21 protein-coding genes are annotated in these 21,390 nt (G+C 33.5%); 9 read left to right on the top strand and 12 right to left on the bottom strand.

Annotation, left to right across the window (positions count from 1 at the left end):
* Positions 1-65: 65 nt before the first annotated feature.
* The 5 genes from hemN to HYN86_RS11850 all read right to left on the bottom strand — a co-directional run bounded on the left by hemN (position 66) and on the right by HYN86_RS11850 (position 4,760).
* Positions 66-1,430, bottom strand: coding sequence for an oxygen-independent coproporphyrinogen III oxidase (gene hemN / locus HYN86_RS11830; RefSeq protein ID WP_113678211.1), 1,365 nt, complete (start codon positions 1,428-1,430; stop codon positions 66-68).
* 118 nt (positions 1,431-1,548) lie between these two features.
* Entirely contained in the window at positions 1,549-2,025 is a 477-nt protein-coding gene (locus tag HYN86_RS11835) for a hypothetical protein (protein ID WP_113679927.1), read from the bottom strand.
* Between the two features lie 106 nt (positions 2,026-2,131).
* Positions 2,132-2,479, bottom strand: a complete 348-nt coding sequence (locus HYN86_RS11840) for a hypothetical protein (RefSeq protein WP_113678212.1) — start codon at positions 2,477-2,479, stop codon at positions 2,132-2,134.
* A 108-nt stretch (positions 2,480-2,587) separates the two neighbouring features.
* A complete protein-coding gene (locus HYN86_RS11845) occupies positions 2,588-3,010 on the bottom strand; it encodes a DoxX family protein (protein ID WP_113678213.1) in 423 nt (140 codons plus the stop codon).
* Between the two features lie 121 nt (positions 3,011-3,131).
* On the bottom strand, positions 3,132-4,760 hold the full coding sequence (locus HYN86_RS11850; protein WP_113678214.1) for an acyl-CoA carboxylase subunit beta: 1,629 nt from the start codon (positions 4,758-4,760) through the stop codon (positions 3,132-3,134).
* A 187-nt stretch (positions 4,761-4,947) separates the two neighbouring features.
* Here HYN86_RS11850 and HYN86_RS11855 point away from each other — a divergent pair, with 187 nt between their 5' ends.
* From HYN86_RS11855 to HYN86_RS11870, 4 genes are all read left to right on the top strand, one after another.
* On the top strand, positions 4,948-5,538 hold the full coding sequence (locus HYN86_RS11855; protein WP_113678215.1) for a TetR/AcrR family transcriptional regulator: 591 nt from the start codon (positions 4,948-4,950) through the stop codon (positions 5,536-5,538).
* 69 nt (positions 5,539-5,607) lie between these two features.
* Positions 5,608-6,066 carry a hypothetical protein gene (locus HYN86_RS11860; RefSeq protein WP_113678216.1) on the top strand — a complete coding sequence of 153 codons (459 nt, stop codon included), beginning with the start codon at positions 5,608-5,610 and terminating at the stop codon, positions 6,064-6,066.
* A 1-nt stretch (position 6,067) separates the two neighbouring features.
* Positions 6,068-6,376: a DUF3817 domain-containing protein gene (locus HYN86_RS11865; protein WP_113678217.1), complete on the top strand. Its 309-nt coding sequence runs from the start codon at positions 6,068-6,070 to the stop codon at positions 6,374-6,376.
* Between the two features lie 7 nt (positions 6,377-6,383).
* Complete coding sequence (locus HYN86_RS11870) at positions 6,384-6,590, top strand: hypothetical protein (RefSeq protein WP_113678218.1); 207 nt, start codon at positions 6,384-6,386, stop codon at positions 6,588-6,590.
* Between the two features lie 51 nt (positions 6,591-6,641).
* Here the strand turns inward: HYN86_RS11870 and lpxD are convergent, their stop codons facing one another.
* The 3 genes from lpxD to prfB form a co-directional block, all read right to left on the bottom strand.
* Entirely contained in the window at positions 6,642-7,640 is a 999-nt protein-coding gene (lpxD, locus tag HYN86_RS11875; RefSeq protein WP_113678219.1) for a UDP-3-O-(3-hydroxymyristoyl)glucosamine N-acyltransferase, read from the bottom strand.
* Between the two features lie 328 nt (positions 7,641-7,968).
* Positions 7,969-8,415, bottom strand: coding sequence for a peptide-methionine (R)-S-oxide reductase MsrB (gene msrB, locus HYN86_RS11880; protein ID WP_113678220.1), 447 nt, complete (start codon positions 8,413-8,415; stop codon positions 7,969-7,971).
* 131 nt (positions 8,416-8,546) lie between these two features.
* Positions 8,547-9,645, bottom strand: a protein-coding gene (gene prfB, locus HYN86_RS11885; protein WP_113678221.1) for a peptide chain release factor 2 whose coding sequence is annotated in 2 segments (ribosomal slippage) — positions 8,547-9,581 and positions 9,583-9,645 — 1,098 coding nt in all. Because the reading frame shifts where the segments join, the coding sequence is not laid out codon by codon here.
* A gap of 151 nt (positions 9,646-9,796) precedes the next feature.
* Here prfB and HYN86_RS11890 point away from each other — a divergent pair.
* Positions 9,797-10,816 (top strand): threonine aldolase family protein, encoded by a 1,020-nt coding sequence (locus tag HYN86_RS11890; RefSeq protein ID WP_113678222.1) that lies wholly within the window; start codon positions 9,797-9,799, stop codon positions 10,814-10,816.
* A 136-nt stretch (positions 10,817-10,952) separates the two neighbouring features.
* Here HYN86_RS11890 and HYN86_RS11895 read toward each other — a convergent pair whose 3' ends face one another.
* Entirely contained in the window at positions 10,953-11,273 is a 321-nt protein-coding gene (locus tag HYN86_RS11895; protein WP_113678223.1) for a YbaB/EbfC family nucleoid-associated protein, read from the bottom strand.
* Positions 11,274-11,342: 69 nt separating this feature from the next.
* Between HYN86_RS11895 and HYN86_RS11900 the strand changes: the two genes are divergently transcribed.
* The 4 genes from HYN86_RS11900 (at position 11,343) to HYN86_RS11915 (ending at position 17,042) form a co-directional block, all read left to right on the top strand.
* Complete coding sequence (locus HYN86_RS11900; protein ID WP_113678224.1) at positions 11,343-13,478, top strand: S9 family peptidase; 2,136 nt, start codon at positions 11,343-11,345, stop codon at positions 13,476-13,478.
* Positions 13,479-13,549: 71 nt separating this feature from the next.
* Positions 13,550-14,590, top strand: a complete 1,041-nt coding sequence (locus tag HYN86_RS11905) for a PLP-dependent cysteine synthase family protein (protein ID WP_113678225.1) — start codon at positions 13,550-13,552, stop codon at positions 14,588-14,590.
* Between the two features lie 326 nt (positions 14,591-14,916).
* Positions 14,917-15,828 (top strand): LamG domain-containing protein, encoded by a 912-nt coding sequence (locus HYN86_RS11910; RefSeq protein WP_113678226.1) that lies wholly within the window; start codon positions 14,917-14,919, stop codon positions 15,826-15,828.
* 341 nt (positions 15,829-16,169) lie between these two features.
* On the top strand, positions 16,170-17,042 hold the full coding sequence (locus HYN86_RS11915) for a LamG domain-containing protein (RefSeq protein ID WP_205334598.1): 873 nt from the start codon (positions 16,170-16,172) through the stop codon (positions 17,040-17,042).
* A 54-nt stretch (positions 17,043-17,096) separates the two neighbouring features.
* Here the strand turns inward: HYN86_RS11915 and HYN86_RS11920 are convergent, their stop codons facing one another.
* The 3 genes from HYN86_RS11920 to HYN86_RS11930 form a co-directional block, all read right to left on the bottom strand.
* Positions 17,097-17,300, bottom strand: coding sequence for a hypothetical protein (locus tag HYN86_RS11920; RefSeq protein ID WP_113678228.1), 204 nt, complete (start codon positions 17,298-17,300; stop codon positions 17,097-17,099).
* Positions 17,301-17,525: 225 nt separating this feature from the next.
* Positions 17,526-18,239: a YebC/PmpR family DNA-binding transcriptional regulator gene (locus tag HYN86_RS11925; RefSeq protein WP_026729302.1), complete on the bottom strand. Its 714-nt coding sequence runs from the start codon at positions 18,237-18,239 to the stop codon at positions 17,526-17,528.
* Positions 18,240-19,265: 1,026 nt separating this feature from the next.
* Positions 19,266-21,302, bottom strand: coding sequence for a S41 family peptidase (locus HYN86_RS11930; protein WP_113678229.1), 2,037 nt, complete (start codon positions 21,300-21,302; stop codon positions 19,266-19,268).
* Positions 21,303-21,390 lie beyond the last annotated feature (88 nt).

Consider the following 21,390-nt stretch of genomic DNA (forward strand, 5'->3'; position numbering starts at 1 on the left):
ATTTCGCTTAATCTTTCTTTTATTAGCACTAAAAACTATGTTTGTATGTGTTTAATATTTTTTAATTACACAGTCATCGAAAACAAATTAGTTTCTGGTGATTTTCTTTTTAAATGTAAATCGAAAGCCATACAAATATTACGAACAAAAGGTCTTCCTTCTTCAGTGATTTTTATTTTATTATCTTCGATCACAATCAAACCGTCATTTTCTATTTCTTTCAAAGCACTCAAAACTTCAGGAAGTTCTGCAAAATTTAAAAAATCATTTTTCCAGGCAGTATGTAATTCGCAAGTTAAATTTAGAATGTGTTTTCTAATGATTAGATCTTCATCATTTAAAATATGACCTTTTACAACAGGCAATTTATCCCATTCTAATAATTGATAATAATCTTCTAAATTTTTAGTGTTCTGTGCAAAACTATACCAGCTGTCGCTAATAGAAGAAACTCCCAGACCAATCATCACCTGCGTTTTAGAAGCACCATAGCCCATAAAATTACGATGGAGATTACCATTGTGCGCCGCTTTGTACAAACTGTCACTTTCTAATGCAAAATGATCCATTCCAATTTCATGATAACCATTTTTAGTTAAAAGCTGTTTTCCAATTTCGTACAGTTTTCTTTTTTCGGCATCTTTTGGTAAATTTTCATCATTAAAACCTCGTTGTCCATTTCCTTTTATCCAAGGCACATGAGCGTAGCTGTAAAAAGCTAAGCGGTCTGGTTTTAGAGAATTTGTTTTTTCAACCGTATCAATTACATCTTCAACAGTTTGAAAAGGAAGACCAAATATTATATCATGACCAATTGAGGTGTAACCAATTTCTTTTGCCCAAAATGTTACTTTGGCAACATTATGAAAAGGCTGAATTCTATTTATAGCCTTTTGCACTTTAGCAGAATAATCCTGAACCCCAAAACTTACTCGGCGAAAGCCTAAATCATATAATTTTTTAAGCTGTTCATAAGTGGTATTGTTGGGATGTCCTTCAAAACTAAATTCATGATTTTCTGCTTTTACAGCATAACTGAAAATTCCGTTTATAAGATGCTCTAGATTTTCTTTTGAAAAAAAGGTGGGTGTTCCGCCGCCTAAGTGTATTTCTTTAATTAAAGGTCTCTCTGGAAGTATTTTACAATATAAACTCCATTCTTTTAAAAGTGCTTTTATATAAGTTTCTTCAACAGAATGATTTTTTGTAATACGCTTGTTACATCCGCAGAAAGTGCACATGCTTTCGCAAAAAGGTAAATGAATGTATAAACTAATTCCGTTCTTTGAATTACTTTCCGAAAAGGATTTTTGTAAAGAGGAGATCCATTTTTCTGTTGTAAACGCAGCTTCATTCCAATACGGAACTGTCGGATAGCTGGTATATCTTGGACCTGGGACATTGTACTTTTGAGTCAAAGAGATTTTCATAATGACGGATTTAGTTTACATCAAAATTAAAACATCACTGATAGACATAAAATGACAAATATCATGTAACAAACAAAAAAAAGAGACTCAAATTGAGCCTCTTTATTGAATTAAATAACTAACGTGAAATAGAATCTTGGATGATTTTATGCCATTTTTTTGCAAACTGATGATCTTGATAAACGCTTATCTGTTTGATGCGGTCATCATCAAAATCATAGAATGGAATTATTATTTTTTTGGATGTTTCTTTGTCTTGAAATTCAAAATCAATTTTGATTATGGTATCAGAATGTGCATCTGTCGTTGGAATAAGTTTGCATGTAGCAATCGTATTCAAATCGACAAAAGTTGATTCTTGCTGATTCGGATTGAAATTCATTAGAATGAATTTATTGTTTTTTTGATCCAGCGTTAGTGTTTTATTATTGATGGATTCAGTCAAATCAAAGCTTTCTGGGTGCGATGGATTGAAACGCTTCTTAATATTCAAAATTCTTGATTTGCTGGCAGCGCTTGAGCGGGCAGAGAAATATACTGGAATTGCGACAATAATTAAAATCACAATACCCATTATTGTTGTAGTAGTTTCCATAATGTTTTTTAATGAAATAAATAAAATGATAAACGAAACAGTTTTCAATAGAAAACGGTCTAGCTATAAATGAAGAATAAATCTTCAGGAAAAATCAAGTATTTATTTACCAGAAAAAATGGAAAGCATAGAGTATGACTAAGACTTTTTTACTTTGGGTTGTAAAGAGTTTAGTATATGCTGTTGTGTTTGTAACAGCTTGATGCTGTGGAATAAGCGGTAGGAGAGAAGCAAAACATTTTATTATTCCCAAGGGATTAGTTTTGATATTTGCTGCAAATTGATAACTGCCCTGAGGCTGAATAAAGGCAGACGAATCTGCTATGTCTTTGCAGAAATTTGAATCGGTTTTTTGCGTTTCAATTGTATGCACAGAAGCGGTGTCTGCTTGATAAGCAAACAAACCTGCAATCAAAAGTGCAATACAAATAACGGTTTTACGAATCCAATTCATGTCGGCGAATTTAAGTCATAAAACACAATTAATGAAATTTTATAGAATTAATTAACAATCAAAAATAATCCTCAACCTTTTTTAATAAAGACCTGAGGATTTAAGAGGTTATTGCTGCATTTTAAAATAGTAATCTGCAGAATGTTTGCCGCTTCCATAAAATAAGAAGAATATGCAGATTAATAAGACGACGAAAGCTAAAATTAAACTTTCAGAGTGCATTTGTCCCATGAAATTGACGAGAACTGCACCAAATAGTATTGGTAATTGAGCTGCTATTGCCCAACGTGTTAATAATCCAAAAATAATCATGATACCGCCAATCATGTGGGCAGGAGCAATGTAATGCAGCATAAACATACCTCCGCCAAATTTATCTATAGGAGAAATTAAATCATGCAGGTATTGAATATTAGTGACAAATGATACACCTTTCATAAATAAAAATCCACCCAAAACAATACGTACTAAATCAACTGGTAAATAAGTGTGCGAATTCGCCCATTTATTTAAACTTTTTACATTTTCCATGATGCTGTGTGATTAGAAATTATATACTAAGTTACTAAATTTTAGTATGATATGTATTTTTAACAGCCTGAAATTGAGTTTTTTACTATTTTTTTAACGTGTTTTGAGAATTCTTAAATGACTATACTTGTATTACACCTAAATTAAATGGTTTTTGAATAGGAGCATGGTTTGCTGCTTCGATGCCTAAGGAAATCCAATTACGAGTCTCTAAAGGGTCAATTATTGCATCTGTCCAAAGTCTTGATGCTGCATAATAAGGCGAAGTCTGCTCATCGTATCGGGCTTTTATTTTGTTGAATAATTCGGTTTCTTTTTCTTCGTCTACCAGTTCTCCTTTTGCTTTTAGCGAAGAAGCTTCAATTTGTGCCAATACCTTTGCAGCCTGTGTACCGCCCATAACGGCGAGTTCGGCACTTGGCCAGGCAAAAATTAATCGAGGGTCATAAGCTTTTCCGCACATGGCATAATTTCCTGCTCCATAAGAATTTCCGACAATAACTGTAAATTTAGGAACAACAGAATTACTTACGGCGTTTACCATCTTGGCTCCGTCTTTTATAATGCCGCCGTGCTCTGATTTTGAACCGACCATAAAACCTGTTACATCTTGAAGGAATACTAATGGAATTTTTTTCTGATTGCAATTGGCTATAAATCGGGTTGCTTTATCTGCGCTGTCTGAGTAGATCACGCCGCCAAACTGCATTTCGCCTTTTTTGGTTTTTACCACTTTTCGCTGGTTAGCAACAATACCGACTGCCCAGCCGTCTATTCTGGCGTAGCCTGTAATAAGCGATTGACCGTAGCCATCTTTATAAGCTTCAAATTCCGAATTGTCGACCAAACGTTTGATGATTTCCATCATATCATATTGTTCAGATCTTGCTTTCGGAAGGATTCCATAAATTTCATTTGGATCTAAAGCAGGTTTTTCAGCTTTAATTCGGCTGAAACCAGCTTTATCATAATCACCAATTTTGTCTACTATATTTTTGATTTTATCTAACGCATCTTTGTCATCTTTAGCCTTATAATCGGTTACTCCAGAAATTTCACAATGAGTTGTCGCTCCGCCTAAAGTCTCGTTGTCAATAGTTTCTCCAATTGCCGCTTTTACCAAATAACTTCCGGCAAGGAAAATACTGCCGGTTTTGTCTACAATTAATGCCTCATCGCTCATGATAGGAAGATAAGCGCCACCCGCAACACAGCTTCCCATTACGGCAGCAATCTGCGTAATTCCCATACTGCTCATTTGAGCATTATTTCTAAAAATGCGGCCGAAGTGTTCTTTGTCTGGAAAAATTTCATCCTGCATTGGAAGATAAACTCCAGCGCTGTCTACCAAATAAATAATAGGGAGTCTATTTTCCATTGCAATTTCCTGTGCCCGTAGGTTTTTCTTTCCTGTAATCGGAAACCATGCTCCAGCTTTTACTGTTGCATCATTGGCAACCACAATACATTGTTTCCCTTTGATGTATCCAATTTTTACGACAACGCCTCCCGAAGGGCATCCACCGTGCTCTGCATACATTCCTTCGCCGGCAAAACCACCAATTTCAATACTTTTTGAATTGTCATCCAATAAATAAGCAATTCTTTCACGAGCAGTCATTTTGCCTTCGGAATGTAATTTTTCGATTCTTTTTTCGCCTCCGCCTAGTTTTACTTTGGCAAATTTTTGTTTTAATTCAGAAAGGAGCAGTTTATTGTGATCTTCGTTTTTATTGAAGTTTAAATCCATAATATAGTATTGATTTTGTAAAATAGTGTTGGCTAATTTACAAAATCAATTGAAATAAAAGGGTTGCTTTATGAATTAAGAAATAGTTTGCAAAAGTTTTTTTTACTGCGTTTTTCAAAAGTCGCGAGAGAAGGATTACTCAATTATTTTTCTTTATTTTGTTGTTTCATACTAATTAGTATTTTTTATGTCAAAAGCAGCTAATACACGATTAAACATTCTTCATAAAGCATTTGAATTGATTTATACCAAAGGCTATCAGACCACTAGTATTGATGAAATTATTGCTACAACTCAAGTTACAAAAGGTGCATTTTATTACCATTTTAAAACTAAAGACGAAATGGGTGTTGCTATTATTGAAGAAATTCTAAAGCCAACTATGCAGGAGCATTTCATAAAACCAACAGAAGCTTCTCAGAATCCAATTGAAGATTTTTATAATATGATTTCTTATTTACTGCTCGAAGATCCTTTCTTGCAGGTAAAATATGGTTGCCCTGTTGGAAATCTTACACAGGAAATGACACCTTGGAATACCCGATTTAGTGATGCTTTAGCTGAATTGGTTTATCTATGGAAAGCAAGCATTATAAATTCAATTGAAAAAGGAAAAGAATCTGGATTGATTCGTAAAGATGTTACCGGCGAACAGGTGGCCTTTTTTATCTTGTCGGGTTATTGGGGAATACGAAATTTTGGCAAACTTCAAAATGATAATTCCTCATATCTGGTTTATTTAAAAGAACTTAAGATCTATTTGAATGGCTTGAAATAAAATTATTTTTCAAAAACATACCAATTAGTATGTTTTTAAATATATTTGCATTGTCTTAATCAAAAAACAATGTATCAAACTCTTTTAGTATTCCATTCTTTCATAAGATGGTTCGTAGTGGTAAGCTTGTTATATTCTATTTATATCGCTTACAAAGGTTATTCTCAAAAGCTTTCTTTTACCAAGAAAGACAACCTCGTCCGTCACTGGACAGCTACAATTGCTCATATTCAGCTTATTTTCGGAATATTAGTTTATGTGCAAAGTCCGATTGTGAAGTATTTCTGGAAAAATTTTAAAGAAGCAGTCCAAAATCTAGATGCAGCTTTTTTTGGAATTATTCACATTGCATTAATGCTTATTGCAATCGTCTTCATTACAATTGGATCGGCTTTAGCCAAAAGAAAACTTTCAGACGAACAGAAATTCAAAACTATGATTGTTTGGTTTTCTATCGCTTTAATCATCATTTTTATTGCCATTCCGTGGCCATTTTCACCTCTTGCCAACCGACCTTATTTAAGATAATATGAAAAACTTACTTCAAACAAATACTGGACGTTTACGAATTATTGGTTTCCTTGAAGGAACTACTCTTTTGATTTTACTTTTTATAGCAATGCCGATGAAATATGTTTTTGAAATGCCTTTTTTAACCAGACCAGTAGGAACGGTTCATGGTGCTTTATTTCTACTTTTTATTTTTAATACGATAAGTGTTGGAGTAGAGCAGAATTGGAAATTTAAAGATACCACGTGGAAAGTGCTTTTGGCTTGTATAATTCCGTTTGGCACTTTTTATATTGATGCTAAAATCCTGAGTAAAATTCAAAATTAAGGAACAGATGATTTTTATATTCAAAACAAATGTTGACAGTATTGCGAAAGTAAAGAAAGTGGCACCAAAGCTGAATAAATTGTTTCCAAATTCAAAATGGAATTTTGATCTCGAAGATTGCGATAATATTCTAAGATTTGAATCTAAAGAAGATATTATGGAAAAGGTTATTTTCTTATTGAAAGTAATTGGCTTTGAATGTGAAGCTTTATAAAACAAAAAACATCCGCAAAGGCGGATGTTTTTTATATATGTAATGTTTAATTTATTTTTTAATAGCGCAAGCCATTCTCTTTAATGTTGCCCACTGTTTTAAAGCATCACGAGCTTCAACAGCTGGATAACCAAGCATCGTTTTTCCTGCCGGCACATCACCTATAACACCAGATCCAGCGCCTACGATAGCTCCGTCTCCAATAGTTGTATGGTCTTTTATTGAAGCGCTTCCGCCAATAATAACGCCATTTCCTAAAGTTACAGAACCAGCCAAACCGCTGTTTCCTGCCATTATGCAGAACTTACCTAGTTTACTGTTGTGTCCAATCTGCACTAAATTGTCAATTTTGCAGCCATCTCCTAGAATGGTAGAACTAAATTTTCCGCGGTCAACACAAGAATTTGCTCCAATTTCAACTCCGTTGCCAATAATAACATTTCCGATTTGTGGAATTTTGACCAATCCTTTTTCTGTACAAGGACGAAATCCAAAACCGTCTGCGCCGATTGTTGCATTTGGATGAATAATACAATCGCTTCCGATATGGCAGCGTTCACGAATTACTGTTCCTGACCAAATAATAGTATTTTTTCCAATAGTTGATTCGTCTAGAATTGTAACATTTGGATAAATAACTGCATTGGCGCCAATTTCTACTTTTGGTCCGATATAACAGCCTGCACCAATTTTAGCACCTTCGCCAATGAGAGCTGTGTCATCAATAGTTGCAGTTCTGTGAATATTATTGTGAAAGATTGGAGTAGGAGGAGCAAAAAGCGCAAGAATTTGTGACATTGCCAAATCGGCATTTTTCACCTTAATAAAAGCGCGGTTTTCACCAGGTTCGATCGAAATGTCTTCATTTACGACAGCTATTGATGCATTTGATGTCGACCAGTATTTTTCGTATTTTTTATTTCCTATAAAAGAAATTTCTGAAGTTGTAGCTTTTTCTAATTGCTCTGTTGCGGTAATGCTTTGTGAAGTAGTGCCGTAAATTACGCCATTAATTACTTCATTAATTTCTTGAATTGAATACGATTTCATTGACAATTTAATAGACTAAGGGATTAATTTTTGCCAAATAAAATGAATTAGATTTTAATTACCTAATTAATTTTTTATGTTTCTTAATAAATATTTAAAATAGAAGTCTAAATATTACAAAATTAACATTTTAACTATTAAATTACTGAATGTTTTTTAATGTTTGGATTGCTGTAGATGTGTTTTTAAGGTGAAATTACGTTAGAATTCTATAAAAGAAAATAATTATTTAATTGATAAGTACTCACTTACATTTGATTTGTTAATTGTTTAAGTGGCTGATGATTAAAAAAAAGCGATTCACTTTGAAAGGAATCGCTTTTGAAAATTATTCTTTGATTTTTGATAATGAAACAGCATTTATGCAGTATCGTAAACCACTTGGAGGCGGTCCATCTGGAAAAACATGTCCTAAATGCGCATCACACACATTGCATGTTACTTCAACACGAATCATTCCGTATGATTTATCGGCATGGTAACCAATAGCATTTTCTTTAACAGGCTGTGTAAAAGAAGGCCATCCTGTTCCAGATTCGAATTTTTCGCTGGCATCAAAAAGAACCGTTCCGCAGCATTTGCATTCATAAATTCCAGGATCAAACAAACTGCATAATTCAGAACTAAAAGATCTTTCGGTTCCTTTTAAACGTGTTACCTGAAATTCTTCTGGAGTTAAAATTTGTTTCCATTCTTCCTCCGTTTTCTCCACTCTTTTATCAGGAGTTGGATTTCCTTTATTTGTAAAATGAATTACATCTGCCCATTTTATCATAATCTGTTTTTTTAGTTTCACGTTTAAAGTTTCAAGTTTCAGGTTTCAAGTTTCAGGTTTCAGGTTTCAAGTTTCAGGTTTCAAGTTTCAGGTTTCAAGTTTACTGTTACTGAAAACTGCGACTGAAAACTTTACTCTTCCTCTTTCTGTCCCATCATCATTAGATAGGCTTTAAGAAACGCATCAATATTTCCGTTCATTACGCCGTCAACATCGCTGGTTTCGTAACCTGTACGAACATCTTTTACTAATTTATAAGGCTGCATAACGTAGTTACGAATCTGCGAACCCCATTCAATTTTCATTTTTCCAGCTTCGATATCAGCACGCTGTGCTTGTTGTTTCTTCAATTCAATTTCATACAATTGAGAACGAAGCATCTGCATCGCACGCTGTCTGTTGTCTTGTTGAGATCTCGTTTCAGAACACTGAATCTGAATTCCAGTTGGTTTGTGAACCAATTGAACTTTTGTTTCAACTTTATTTACGTTCTGTCCACCAGCACCACTCGAACGAGAAGTTGTAATTTCGATATCGGCAGGATTAATGTCGATTTCGATACTATCATCAACTAATGGATAAACGTAAACCGATACGAAAGAAGTATGACGTTTTGCGTTACTGTCAAAAGGAGAAATTCGGACCAATCGGTGAACACCATTTTCGCCTTTTAGATAGCCAAAAGAATAATCACCTTCAAATTCTAACGTTACGGTTTTAATTCCAGCAACATCACCTTCCTGAAAGTTAAGCTCTTTGATTTTGTAACCATAGCTTTCTCCCCACATCATATACATACGCATCAGCATTCCTGCCCAGTCACAGCTCTCAGTTCCGCCGGCTCCTGCAGTGATTTGTACTACAGCGCTTAAGCTGTCACCTTCATCAGAAAGCATGTTTTTAAATTCGATGTTTTCAATATGCGATTGTGCCGTATTATATTGTTCATCCAACTCTTCGACAGAAAGTTCACCTTCTTTATAAAAGTCGTAAGCCAGCTGTAATTCATCTGTAAGAGATACGGCTTTGTCATAATCTTCAATCCATTTTTTCTTGTTTCGAAGATTTTTTACAATGTTTTCGGCGTCTTTAGGATTGTTCCAGAAATCTGGTGCAAAAGTTTTTTCTTCTTCGTTTGCAATTTCGATTAGCTTGGCATCAACGTCAAAGATACCTCCTCAACGCACCAAGGCGCTCCACAATACCTTTTACTTGTTCGGCTGTTGTCATAAATTAATTAATTGGTTTTATATGTTTTTTAGAATTATTACGTTAATTTGGTCTATAGAAACTAGCAAGTTAAATTTTACTAAAACTTGCTCAGAATAACTATTTGTAATACGTAATTTTGCATACAAAAATAAGATATAGTTTTTAGAATATGGAAATAAATTTAATCAGCGATACCATAACAAAGCCTACTTATGAAATGCTGCAGTATATGTTTAACGCTCATGTTGGCGATGATGTATACAAACAGGACCCTACGGTGATTGAATTGGAAAATAGAACAGCAGAATTTTTTGGTATGGAAGCTGGACTTTTCTTTCCGTCTGGAACTATGGCAAATCAAACTGCTATTAAACTGCATACACAGCCGGGCGAGCAGTTAATTGCTGATAAATATGCGCACGTGTATCATTATGAAGGTGGAGGTGTTTCTTTCAACAGCGGTGTTTCCTGCTGTTTATTAGATGGTAAACGCGGTATGATTACGGCAGCACAAGTAAAAGCAGCGATAAATGATCCAGAGTTTTATCACAGCCCATTAACAAGTTTGGTTTGTGTTGAAAATACGACCAACAAAGGAGGCGGTGCCTGCTACGAATTAGAAGATTTAAGGGAGATAAAAAAGGTTTGTGATGCCAATAACTTGAAATTCCATTTGGACGGCGCCAGAATCTGGAATGCATTGGTTGCCAAAAGACAAAATCCGAAAGAATTTGGAGCTATTTTCGACACTATTTCAGTTTGTTTATCTAAAGGTTTAGGCGCTCCGATAGGTTCAGTTTTGCTGGGTAGTAAGGCTGATATTCATAGAGCGTTGAGAATCAGAAAGATATTAGGGGGTGGAATGCGTCAGGTTGGATATTTGGCGGCAGCTGGATTATACGCTTTGGCTCATAATATCGAAAGACTGGCAGAAGATCATCGCAGAGCCAAAGAAATTGCTAAAATCCTAAGCACAAAACCTTGGATTGCATCAATTGAACCTGTGGAAACTAATATTTTGATTTTTTCGTTAGCCGAAGGTTACAGCGATCAATTATTAATCGAAAAATTAAAACAAAAAAATATACTAATAAGTTCATTAGGACATAATAAACTTAGAATTGTTACGCATTTAGATTACAAAGAAGTAATGCATACTTATGTGTTGGAAACGCTTTCGAAGTTTTAGGAGAAAGGTGCAAAGGCTCAAAGGGGCATAGGTTTAAAACAAAAAAAGACGCACAATGCGTCTTTTTTTGTTTTTATTAAAGTTGTTAGAGAAAGTAAAAAGCCTTTGAGCCTTTGCAACTCTGAACCTTTGCACCTTATTTAAACAAATTATCCATTCCAGGAATAGAAGGCATATCCATTCTCGCTACCGCGTCTAATTCTCTTTCGTTTACATCTGTAGCTTTTTCGATTGCTTTGTTTAAAGTAACAATCAAATAATCTTCTAATTGCTCTTTATCTTCTAAAAGAGAATCATCAATAGAGATCGATTTTATCTTTCTGCTAGCTGTAATAGTAATTTTCAATAATCCGTCAGCGCTTTGTTCATCAATCAAAACAGTATCTAAACGCTTTTTTGTATCTTCAATTTTTTGCTGGGTTTCTTTAAGTTTGCCCATCATTCCCATTAAATCCATTTTTGTTGATTTTTTAAATTATTTCAGACAAAATTAGTATATTGCTGTGTTAATTCAATAGAATATTTTATGAAAAAATTAATTTTGTTCTGTTGTGTTTGTAGTATTTTTGCGTCTTCATATTTAAAAATTAATGCTCAGTCAATGCAAAATGATATATCGGCTCCAAAGGCCAAAATAATTCCAAAAACATTAAAAAAACACAAAGAATCTAGAATTGACAACTACTTCTGGCTTAACGATAGAGAAAATTCAGAGGTAATTGATTACTTAAATCAAGAGAATTCTTATTACGAGAGTATGACCTCTCATACCCAAAAATTAAAAGAAAGTCTATTTGAAGAAATGAAAGCAAGAATTAAAGAAGATGATTCTTCGGTTCCTTATTTCTATAATGGATATTTTTATGTTACGCGTTTTGAAACCGGGCAGGATTATCCAATTTTTGCCAGAAAAAAAGGAAGTCTTTCTGCAGAAGAAGAAATACTGTTCAATTGCAACGAAATGGCAAAAGGACATGCGTATTTTAAATTGGGAGGTTTAAGCATTAGTCCAGATAATAAATTTGCCAGTTTTGGAGTAGATATCATTGGAAGAAGAATTTACACCATTCAAATCAAAAACTTAGAAACAGGCGAAATTTTAGCAGATAAAATAGAAAATGTTACAGGAGCTTCGGTTTGGGCAAATGATAACAATACTATTTTTTATGTAAGACAAGATCAGGTAACGCTAAGAGCAGATAAAGTTTTTAAACATAAATTAAATACAGAATCTGAAAAGGATGTTTTGGTTTTTGATGAAGTTGATGATACTTTTAATGTGTCAATCAGCAAAGAAAAATCAAGAAAATACATTGTGATTGGTTCTGGAAGTACTTTAACGACAGAATATAGAATTCTTAATTCGAATAATCCTGATGGAGAATTTACTGTTTTTCAACCACGCGTTCGCGGATTAGAGTATAGTATTTCTCATTACGAAGATTCGTTTTATATTTTGACAAATAAAGATAAAGCGACTAATTTTAAGTTGATGAAAACGCCTGAAGACAAAACAGGAAAGAAAAATTGGGTTGATCTTATTCCGCACAGAGAAGATGTTTTGTTGGAAGATATCGAAATCTTTAAAAACTATTTAGTTGTAGAAGAACGTTCAAACGGATTAAATCATATTCGAATCATGCCTTGGGGTGATGAGCCAGATTATTATCTTCCTTTTGGCAGTGAAACATATAATGCGTACACAACAACCAATGTTGATTTTGATACTGATATTTTGCGTTACAGCTATCAATCATTGGCAACACCGTCTTCTATAATTGATTTTAATATGAAGACTAAAACCAAAGAAATTTTAAAAGAGCAAGAGGTTTTAGGTGGAAAATTTGATAAAAACAATTACGTAGAAGAAAGAGTTTGGGCAACAGCCAAAGATGGTGTAAAAGTGCCAATTTCGATGGTTTACAGAAAAGGATTGGAGAAAAATGGTAAAAATCCGTTATTGCTTTACGCATATGGTTCATACGGAATTACAATGGATACTTACTTTTCTTCTACAAGATTATCGCTTTTAGACCGCGGATTTGTTTACGCGATAGCACATATTAGAGGAGGCGAGGACTTAGGAAGACAATGGTATGAAGATGGAAAACTGTTAAAAAAGAAAAATACCTTTACAGATTTCATCGATTGCTCTAAATTTGTAATAGACCAAAAGTATACTTCTCCTGAACATTTATATGCAGAAGGAGGATCTGCTGGTGGACTATTAATGGGAGTTATTGTAAATGAAGCTCCTGAATTATATAATGGCGTCATAGCTCAGGTGCCTTTTGTAGATGTAATTACAACGATGCTGGATGACAGTATTCCGCTTACAACTGGAGAGTATGATGAATGGGGAAACCCAAACAATAAAAAATATTATGATTATATGTTGTCGTATTCGCCTTACGATAATGTAAAAGCGCAAGAATATCCTAATATGTATGTTTCTACCGGCTTACACGATTCGCAGGTACAATATTGGGAGCCAGCTAAATGGGTTGCAAAATTGAGAGATTTAAAAACAAATAATAAACTTTTGTTTTTAGATACTAACATGGATGCAGGTCATGGCGGAGCTTCGGGACGTTTTGAGGCTTTAAAAGACTTAGCAAAAGAATTTAGTTTTTTATTAGATTTAGAAAAAATTAAAAGCTAATTAGAAATTTTTTGTTAAATTTGCAACCTATCAAGGTTAATTTAAAAAGGCCTTTGATTAACTATTTTTTTATGAAAGAAGAAATAACCGCTTATAATAATGTTTTAGAGTTAATAGGTAACACCCCGCTTATTAAGCTAAATAAAATCACCGAAGAGTTAGAAGGAAATTTCTACGCAAAGGTAGAAGCTTTCAACCCAGGTCATTCCTCAAAAGATAGAATAGCATTATATATTATTGAAGAAGCTGAGAAAAAAGGAATTCTTTCTCCGGGCGATACCATTATAGAAACCACATCTGGTAATACAGGATTTAGTTTAGCAATGGTAAGCATTATTAAAGGTTACAATTGTATTTTAGCTGTAAGCTCAAAATCATCCAAAGATAAAATTGACATGTTGAGAAGTTTAGGCGCCAAAGTGTATGTCTGTCCGGCTCACGTTTCTGCAGATGATGAAAGGTCATACTATAATGTAGCAAAACGTTTGCACGAAGAAACAAAAGGATCAGTCTACATTAATCAATATTTTAATCAGTTAAATATTGATGCCCACTACAACACTACAGGTCCAGAGATTTGGGAACAGACAAAAGGACAAATAACGCACTTAGTTGCTTGCAGCGGAACAGGAGGAACTATCTCAGGAACTGCAAAATTCTTAAAAGAAAAAAATCCAAATATTAGAATTCTAGGAGTTGATGCTTTTGGATCAGTATTGAAAAAATACCACGAGACAAAAGAGTTCGATACAAAAGAAATTTATCCTTATCGTATCGAAGGTTTAGGTAAAAATTTAATTCCGTCAGCAACAGATTTTGATATTATTGATAAATTCATGAAAGTAACCGACGAAGAAAGTGCTCACTCTGCAAGAGAAATCACTAGAAAAGAAGGTTTATTTGTTGGATATACTTCTGGAGCAGTAATGCAGGCCATTAAGCAATATGCTGAAGAGGGCGAATTTACAAAAGACAGTAATATTATTGCAATTTTCCCTGATCACGGTTCTCGCTACATGAGTAAAGTATTTAGTGATGACTGGATGAATGAACAAGGCTTCTTTGATAGTGTTAATGAAGAAGAAGTTCAAAAAATTGAATTCGTAAAGTAAAATTTAAATTACTTTTTTAAATATCAAACTCCATTCGTTTTGCGAATGGAGTTTTTTTTATGCCTTTATTAATATTTAAAACTTGAATATTTAGCGAAACAGCGTATTTATACGTAAGAAATTATTAAATTGGTTAAATTTAGAATAGTATTTTAAGAATATTATTAAAATTTTAAAAATGTTGTTTGACGATAAAAATGATCAAATTTGGTCATTTTAACGAGTATTTATGTAAGTTATCGGAAATATTTTTGCTCCCATTTGTAATAATCTAGTTTAGCAGTATTAAAATGACACCAGTTATTTAATCCCTAAAATCTACTATTATGAAAAAATTACTGCTCACTTTTTTGTTTGTAAGTTATTTGAATGTAAATGCACAGACACCAATTCAGGAATTTAATTTTAATGGAACTTTAAACAATACTGCTAATACCACTTCATTTATAGGTATTAATAATTTCGTTGCCGATAGGGCAGGAGATATTAAAGGAGCTCAACGATTAAATAATAAAGCGTTAGAAGCTGTAATCGACAATTTGCCGCAGGGTAAGAACCCCAGAACAATTAGTTTATGGATAAAATTCAATGATATTTCGAATGCGAATTATATTTGGGGGTACGGAAACGCGTATAATGCGCAGTATTGCGGTTTGCTGCATCAAGGAACGTCTTCTTCTAATTCGGACTTAAGTTTAGCAGCCTGGGGTGCCTCAAATGATGTGATAGTTTCTACACCGCTTGAAAAAAATGTTTGGTACAACTATACGATTACATATGAAGGAGCAACCTCCAGAATATATCGTGACGGAAAGCTATTGAAATTTTTAGAAGGAATGACACGATCTACAAATGGAAATATTTTTAGATTGGGAGAAATTAATACTACAATCGGAATTAACGCTGATATAGACGATTTAAAGATTTATGATGTAGCTTTGACAGCTAAGCAAGTGAACGAGCTTTATGAGAGCGGAAAACCAGTTGTTTCGCTTGCAGGAGCATCTGTAAAGGAAACAACAGATACAAAGTCTATAGCTAAAGGGAAAACAGGTTCTAAACCAAGTGGAGCAATCATAACTTCAGGCGAAGTTAATGGAACTTCGAAAAGTATAGAAATTTATTCTCAAGGTCAAAAGATAGTAGGAAATAATGTGATGAATATTAATGATCTTCCAGAGGGAACTTATTTATTGAAAATTACAAGTGCTCCCGCCAAGAAAATTACTTCAAAATAAATAGCTTTTATTTAGTTTTTAATGTTAGTTACTTTTTGCATTGCGTAAGCAATAGAATTTTTTGAAATAGTAAGTGAAAAGCCTTTTGAGGTATTCAGAAGGCTTTTTATGTTTTTGAATAGTTCTAATTATGTTTTTACAATAATTGCAGAAAGAAATGATTTTTTTTATTTTGTGAGAATTATGTATTTATGTGTAGGAATCATTTGGTGATGCTGAATTAAAATCATAGTTTTAACAAAATTTGTAAAAAAATAACTGAAAAATTAAAATTATAAGTTGAGGTTATTTAAAGCTTGCTATCAAATTAAATTATCTTAAACTCAAAAATATTCTGATAGATGAAAAAAATATTACTCACTTTAATGTTTGTAAGTTTTTTAAATACCAATGCACAAAATCCTGTTCAGGAATTTAATTTCAACGGAAATTTAAACAGTGCAGATAATTCAATCTCCTTTTTAGGAGCGCCTGTTTTTGTAAATGACAGAATGGGCAGTCCTAAAAGTGCTTTACGTCTTACCAATAAATCTTATCAGGCCGTTGTAGGCGATCTCCCGCAAGAGAACAAACCTAAAACTATATCTGTTTGGGTGAAATTTAATGCCATAAATACGGCAAATTATATCTTAGGGTACGGTACTGCAGCAAATGGACAGTATTTTGGGTTAATTCAGCAGCCTGCAGCCTCAGGAAGTTCTGATTTAAGCTTGGTGGGCTGGGGAGATGCAAATAATGTTGTAGTCTCTGTGCCTCTGGCAAAAGATATCTGGTATTTTTATAGTGTAACTTATGACGGGAATGTTTCAAAAATCTACCGTAATGGGGAATTATTAAAATCGATAGAAGGAATTCAGCGTTCGGCAAAAGGATATATTCTGAATATTGGAAAACTAAACACCTCTACCAGTATTAATGCTGATATTGATGATATTAGATTGTATAGTGTTGCCATGACAGATGAGCAGGTTAGGGAAGCCTACAACAGCTCGAAGGCAGCTACAGCTATTACCGTTTCACCAGGAGCTGTTAAACCTGTAAAGGCATCTGATCCCGTTGTAGCTTCTTCTTCGAATGAAATAAACAAAGCGATTAAAAACATTGAGGTTTTCTCGCAGGGTAAAAAAATAATGGACTCCAACGGATCTAATATAGCCGATCTTCCCGAAGGAACTTATTTGATTAAAGTTACCAATGGTTCTTCAAAAAAATAAATCGCATATTTTATAATAAACAAAAACCTTCTGAATTTCAGAAGGTTTTGTTTATTATCTTTTTTTCTGCTGACCAGGAGCATAAGCTTTAGCGCTTTTATCTCCATTCATTTTTTTCGCTTGTCCAGGTGGTATTTTTTTACCTGAAGTTGGACGGCCGCTAGTGTGTACATGAGTACTACAGCTGATTACACTCAATACTAAGAACAAAAGTACTAGTACTACGACAGCAATTCGGGTGATTTTTGATGTTTGCATTTTTAGTTTATTTTTTTTGAGGTCTTGCAAATATAATCCAAATGTTATATTTGGATGTATTTAAACTTAGTTTAAAATGACTTTAAATAAATTAAAACTTCTATTTGCAGAGTTTTATGTAATTTGCTCTACAATAAATTTAAAATTTTTATTGTACTAAGTTAATCAAAACAAAAAAGCTCCAGAAAAATCTAGAGCTTTAGTATCATTTACAGAAATAAAAGATTATTCCTCTTTCATTGTATGATAAACGTTCATTACGTCATCATCCTCTTCGATTTTTTCGATTAATTTTTCAACGTCAGCAATTTGAGCTTCAGTTAATTCTTTTGTGATTTGCGGAATACGCTCAAAACCAGACGAAAGAATTTCAAGACCTCTGTTTTCTAATTCTTTCTGTAAAGCACCAAAACTTCCAAAAGGAGCATAGATTAAGATTCCGTCTTCATCTTCAAAAACTTCTTCCGCACCAAAATCAATTAATTCTAATTCTAGTTCCTCAGCATCAAGACCATTATTGGCGATTCTGAAATTACAAGTGTGGTCAAACATAAACTCAACAGAACCTTGAGTTCCCATTGTTCCATTGCATTTGTTGAAATAACTGCGAATATTTGCTACAGTTCTGTTATTGTTGTCAGATGCTGTTTCAATTAAAATGGCAATTCCGTGAGGAGCGTATCCTTCAAACAAAATTTCTTTATAGTTGGCAGTATCTTTATTACTTGCATTTTTTATCGCGCGCTCCACATTGTCTTTCGGCATGTTGGCAGCTTTCGCGTTTTGTATAACAGCTCTTAATCTAGAATTGGCGTCTGGGTTCGGACCGCCTTCTTTAACAGCCATTACGATATCTTTACCAATTCTGGTAAAAGTTTTGGCCATTGCAGACCAGCGTTTCATTTTTCTTCCTTTTCTAAATTCGAATGCTCTTCCCATTTCTAATTTTTAGTTTTGAGTTGCAAAAATACGGTTATTCCTTATTTTTCCAAAAACAAAACTGTTCTTTTTTATTTCAGATTTCAAGTCCCGTGCGTTGTGCTGAATTTAACCGCAAAGTTCGCAAAGTTTTTTTCTTTAAAGCTATGTTTATAAACACAAAGTTCGCAAAGCTTTATCAACATAAAGCTTTGCGAACTCTTTTTATTTTATAATATCACTTAAAAATTTCTTTGTGTCTCGAGGCTTCGGGATTGCGTAAATCTTTGCGGACTTTGCGGTTAAAAAAAGATTCTTTAGCGGTTAACCCTGAATTTATGATGCAAAATCAAAAAACAAAATTGCGTTGCGCTGAATTTAACCGCAAAGTTCGCCAAGTTTTTTTTCTCTAAAGTTACGTTTATAAACACAAAGTTCGCAAAGCTATATCAACAAAAAGCTTTGCGAACTCTTTTTGTTTTATAATATCACTTAAAAATTTCTTTGTGCACTTTGCGTAAATCTTTGCGGACTTTGCGGTTAAAAAAAAGATTCTTTAGCGGTTAACCCTGAATTTATGATGCAAAATCAAAAAACAAAATTGCGTTGCGTTGAATTTAACCGCAAGGTTCGCAAAGTTTTTTTCTTTAAAGTTGCGTTTATAAACACAAAGTTCGCAAAGCTATATCAACAAAAAGCTTTGCGAACTCTTTTATTTTATAAAATCACTTAAAAATTTCTTTGTGTACTTTGCGTAAATCTTTGCGGACTTTGCGGTTAAAAAAAAGATTCTTTAGCGGTTAACCCTGAATTTATGATGCAAAATCAAAAAACAGAGTTGCGTTGCGTTGAATTTAACCGCAAAGTTCACCAAGTTTTTTTCTTTAAAGTTGCGTTTATAAACACAAAGTTCGCAAAGCTATATCAACAAAAAGCTTTGGGAACTCTTTTTATTTTATAATATCACTTAAAAAATTTCTTTGTGTACTTTGCGTAAATCTTTGCGGACTTTGCGGTTAAAAAAAGCGGTGAAACCTGAAACAAAAACTACTTACTCCCGCCATTAAATTCATTAATGATATTTACGGCTTCGTTCAGGTAAGGATTAGTTTTAAGATTGTCCATCTGATCTTGGTTTATCGTCTTATCCGTTGGATAAGCGCCTAGTAAAAGCTGATTAACACTAGAATTATAAACATCCAGCGGATTATTTTCGTCATTAAAAGTATTGATCTCTGTCCAAAGTGCGTCTAAATTCTTCTTTTGTTTAAAAACCGCATCTAAAGTCATCGGAATCTCAGCTTTAGGTGTGTTTACAAGTTTGTCAATTTTAAGATTAATCTTTTTTATGTTGTTAAAGAAATAATTATCGGCCAGTCTGTCAGAACTGTTTTTCGCAATTTTGTCGATTAAATTTCGTTTAACATAGGTTTTGTATTTTAAGAAAGGCTCAATACTGTCATTTTTAATCGCAGTCGGAAAGTCACTTTCTTTCTGATATATATCTTCATAGAATTCCGGCAGTACAACATCTGGTTTTACACCCATATATTGATGGCTTTTTCCCGTAATTCTGTAAAATTTATTAATAGTTATTTTTAGGAAATCTGTGTTTTTTTCTTCGTCAAGCGAAAGAATCGTCTGCATCGTTGCTTTTCCTAAAGTACTGCTTCCTAATAACAATGCACGATTATAATCCTGCATTATAGAGGAGAAAAATTCACTGGCAGAAGCCGTATTACTATTTACCAAAAGGACAATTGGACCTCTGTATATCACACCTCTAAAAGGATCGCTAATTACTGTTTTTTCTTTTTTATTGTCAACCACCACCGAAAGCGGCCCGTAATCTACAAACATACCAGCCAGTTTTATAGCCTCTTCCATAGAACCTCCACCGTTGTCAATTAAGTCAATTACAAGTCCTTTTATGTTGTCTCTTTCCAATTTTACAACCTCTCTGGCTACATCATCAGCACAGCCTTTTCGACTATTACCATCCAAATCCGCATAAAAACTTGGGATTTTTATATAGCCAATTTTACTGTCTTTGCCGATTATAAAACTAAAGACCGAATTATCCTCGTCTTTCATGACTTGTTTCTCGATGTAAACATCAAAACTTTTTCCAGAATTGCGCTTTAAAGTAAGTGTAATATTTCTATTCGTTTCCGATAAAATCATCGTAGAAATAGATTCTAACGAAGCACAAGAAACCTGCAAAGTTTCTTTTTGATTGGAAATAGAAATAATCTGATCGCCTTTTTTTATTTGTCCCGTTTGATAGGCAGGACCATTCGGATCTAATTCATCAATTATAATTTCATTCTTCTCATTCAGATTAACTGTCATTCCAAGAGACAAATGTTCTTTGGATAAAGAAGCCATGAAACTTGTCTTAGAGTCATCACTAAAATAAGCAGTATGCGGATCAAAATAAGTACAGAAAAAATTGTATAATTTCTCTTCCTGCTTTGTATTGGTGTCAAGTAAAGTATTAAAACGGCAGATTTCATTGGTAAGAATCTTGTTTTTTGAAACCAATTCGATCGATTTAAAATTCGACTTTATAGAATCTAAATTAGTACTCGTTTCGGCAATATCATCTAATATTTGATAGCGTAGTTTTTTTGTCCAGACTTTTTCTAAATCTTCTTTCTTTAAATAAAAATCAAACGATTTTTTGTAAAAACGAATCGTATCTTTTTTAGCATAATCTATTGGAGTAGTCTGAATCTTTTCTAATACTTTTTTAGTTCTTACCAGTCCGTTTACGTATTTCGCTTTAATATCGGTAAGAAAACTGCAGTCATTTTTCAGAATTAAATCATCTAAATTATAGCGGTACTTAGAAGCGAGTTCGTCATATTCAACTTTTAAGAGGATATTGCGAGAAGGGTCAAGTTCGTTTATAAGATTATCAAAAACAAACATAGAAAGACTGTCATCAACAGGTTTAGGTCTTAGATGTTCAGCTTGAATCAGCGCATTTATTTTGTTTAATATTTCACAAGTTTCTGCGCTGTTCTGACCAAAAAATACTGTTGAAGTCAGTAAAAGTAGGAGTAGTGAAATTTTTTTCATAAATGGAAATTCATCGTTTAGATTAAAGTTACACTTAATTTTTTACAAATAGTAGTCTTTTTACTAAAATATCGACGACGAAAAACTT

The organism is Flavobacterium fluviale (assembly GCF_003312915.1).
GTDB classification, from domain to species: domain Bacteria; phylum Bacteroidota; class Bacteroidia; order Flavobacteriales; family Flavobacteriaceae; genus Flavobacterium; species Flavobacterium fluviale.

What these genes read in the sequence shown, in the direction of transcription:
- hemN (WP_113678211.1), bottom strand. Translation starts at nt 1,430, where the DNA reads ATGAAAATCTCTTTGACTCAAAAGTACAATGTCCCAGGTCCAAGATAT.
- HYN86_RS11835 (WP_113679927.1), bottom strand. Translation starts at nt 2,025, where the DNA reads ATGGAAACTACTACAACAATAATGGGTATTGTGATTTTAATTATTGTC.
- HYN86_RS11840 (WP_113678212.1), bottom strand. Translation starts at nt 2,479, where the DNA reads ATGAATTGGATTCGTAAAACCGTTATTTGTATTGCACTTTTGATTGCA.
- HYN86_RS11845 (WP_113678213.1), bottom strand. Translation starts at nt 3,010, where the DNA reads ATGGAAAATGTAAAAAGTTTAAATAAATGGGCGAATTCGCACACTTAT.
- HYN86_RS11850 (WP_113678214.1), bottom strand. Translation starts at nt 4,760, where the DNA reads ATGGATTTAAACTTCAATAAAAACGAAGATCACAATAAACTGCTCCTT.
- HYN86_RS11855 (WP_113678215.1), top strand. Translation starts at nt 4,948, where the DNA reads ATGTCAAAAGCAGCTAATACACGATTAAACATTCTTCATAAAGCATTT.
- HYN86_RS11860 (WP_113678216.1), top strand. Translation starts at nt 5,608, where the DNA reads ATGTATCAAACTCTTTTAGTATTCCATTCTTTCATAAGATGGTTCGTA.
- HYN86_RS11865 (WP_113678217.1), top strand. Translation starts at nt 6,068, where the DNA reads ATGAAAAACTTACTTCAAACAAATACTGGACGTTTACGAATTATTGGT.
- HYN86_RS11870 (WP_113678218.1), top strand. Translation starts at nt 6,384, where the DNA reads ATGATTTTTATATTCAAAACAAATGTTGACAGTATTGCGAAAGTAAAG.
- lpxD (WP_113678219.1), bottom strand. Translation starts at nt 7,640, where the DNA reads ATGAAATCGTATTCAATTCAAGAAATTAATGAAGTAATTAATGGCGTA.
- msrB (WP_113678220.1), bottom strand. Translation starts at nt 8,415, where the DNA reads ATGATAAAATGGGCAGATGTAATTCATTTTACAAATAAAGGAAATCCA.
- HYN86_RS11890 (WP_113678222.1), top strand. Translation starts at nt 9,797, where the DNA reads ATGGAAATAAATTTAATCAGCGATACCATAACAAAGCCTACTTATGAA.
- HYN86_RS11895 (WP_113678223.1), bottom strand. Translation starts at nt 11,273, where the DNA reads ATGGATTTAATGGGAATGATGGGCAAACTTAAAGAAACCCAGCAAAAA.
- HYN86_RS11900 (WP_113678224.1), top strand. Translation starts at nt 11,343, where the DNA reads ATGAAAAAATTAATTTTGTTCTGTTGTGTTTGTAGTATTTTTGCGTCT.
- HYN86_RS11905 (WP_113678225.1), top strand. Translation starts at nt 13,550, where the DNA reads ATGAAAGAAGAAATAACCGCTTATAATAATGTTTTAGAGTTAATAGGT.
- HYN86_RS11910 (WP_113678226.1), top strand. Translation starts at nt 14,917, where the DNA reads ATGAAAAAATTACTGCTCACTTTTTTGTTTGTAAGTTATTTGAATGTA.
- HYN86_RS11915 (WP_205334598.1), top strand. Translation starts at nt 16,170, where the DNA reads ATGAAAAAAATATTACTCACTTTAATGTTTGTAAGTTTTTTAAATACC.
- HYN86_RS11920 (WP_113678228.1), bottom strand. Translation starts at nt 17,300, where the DNA reads ATGCAAACATCAAAAATCACCCGAATTGCTGTCGTAGTACTAGTACTT.
- HYN86_RS11925 (WP_026729302.1), bottom strand. Translation starts at nt 18,239, where the DNA reads ATGGGAAGAGCATTCGAATTTAGAAAAGGAAGAAAAATGAAACGCTGG.
- HYN86_RS11930 (WP_113678229.1), bottom strand. Translation starts at nt 21,302, where the DNA reads ATGAAAAAAATTTCACTACTCCTACTTTTACTGACTTCAACAGTATTT.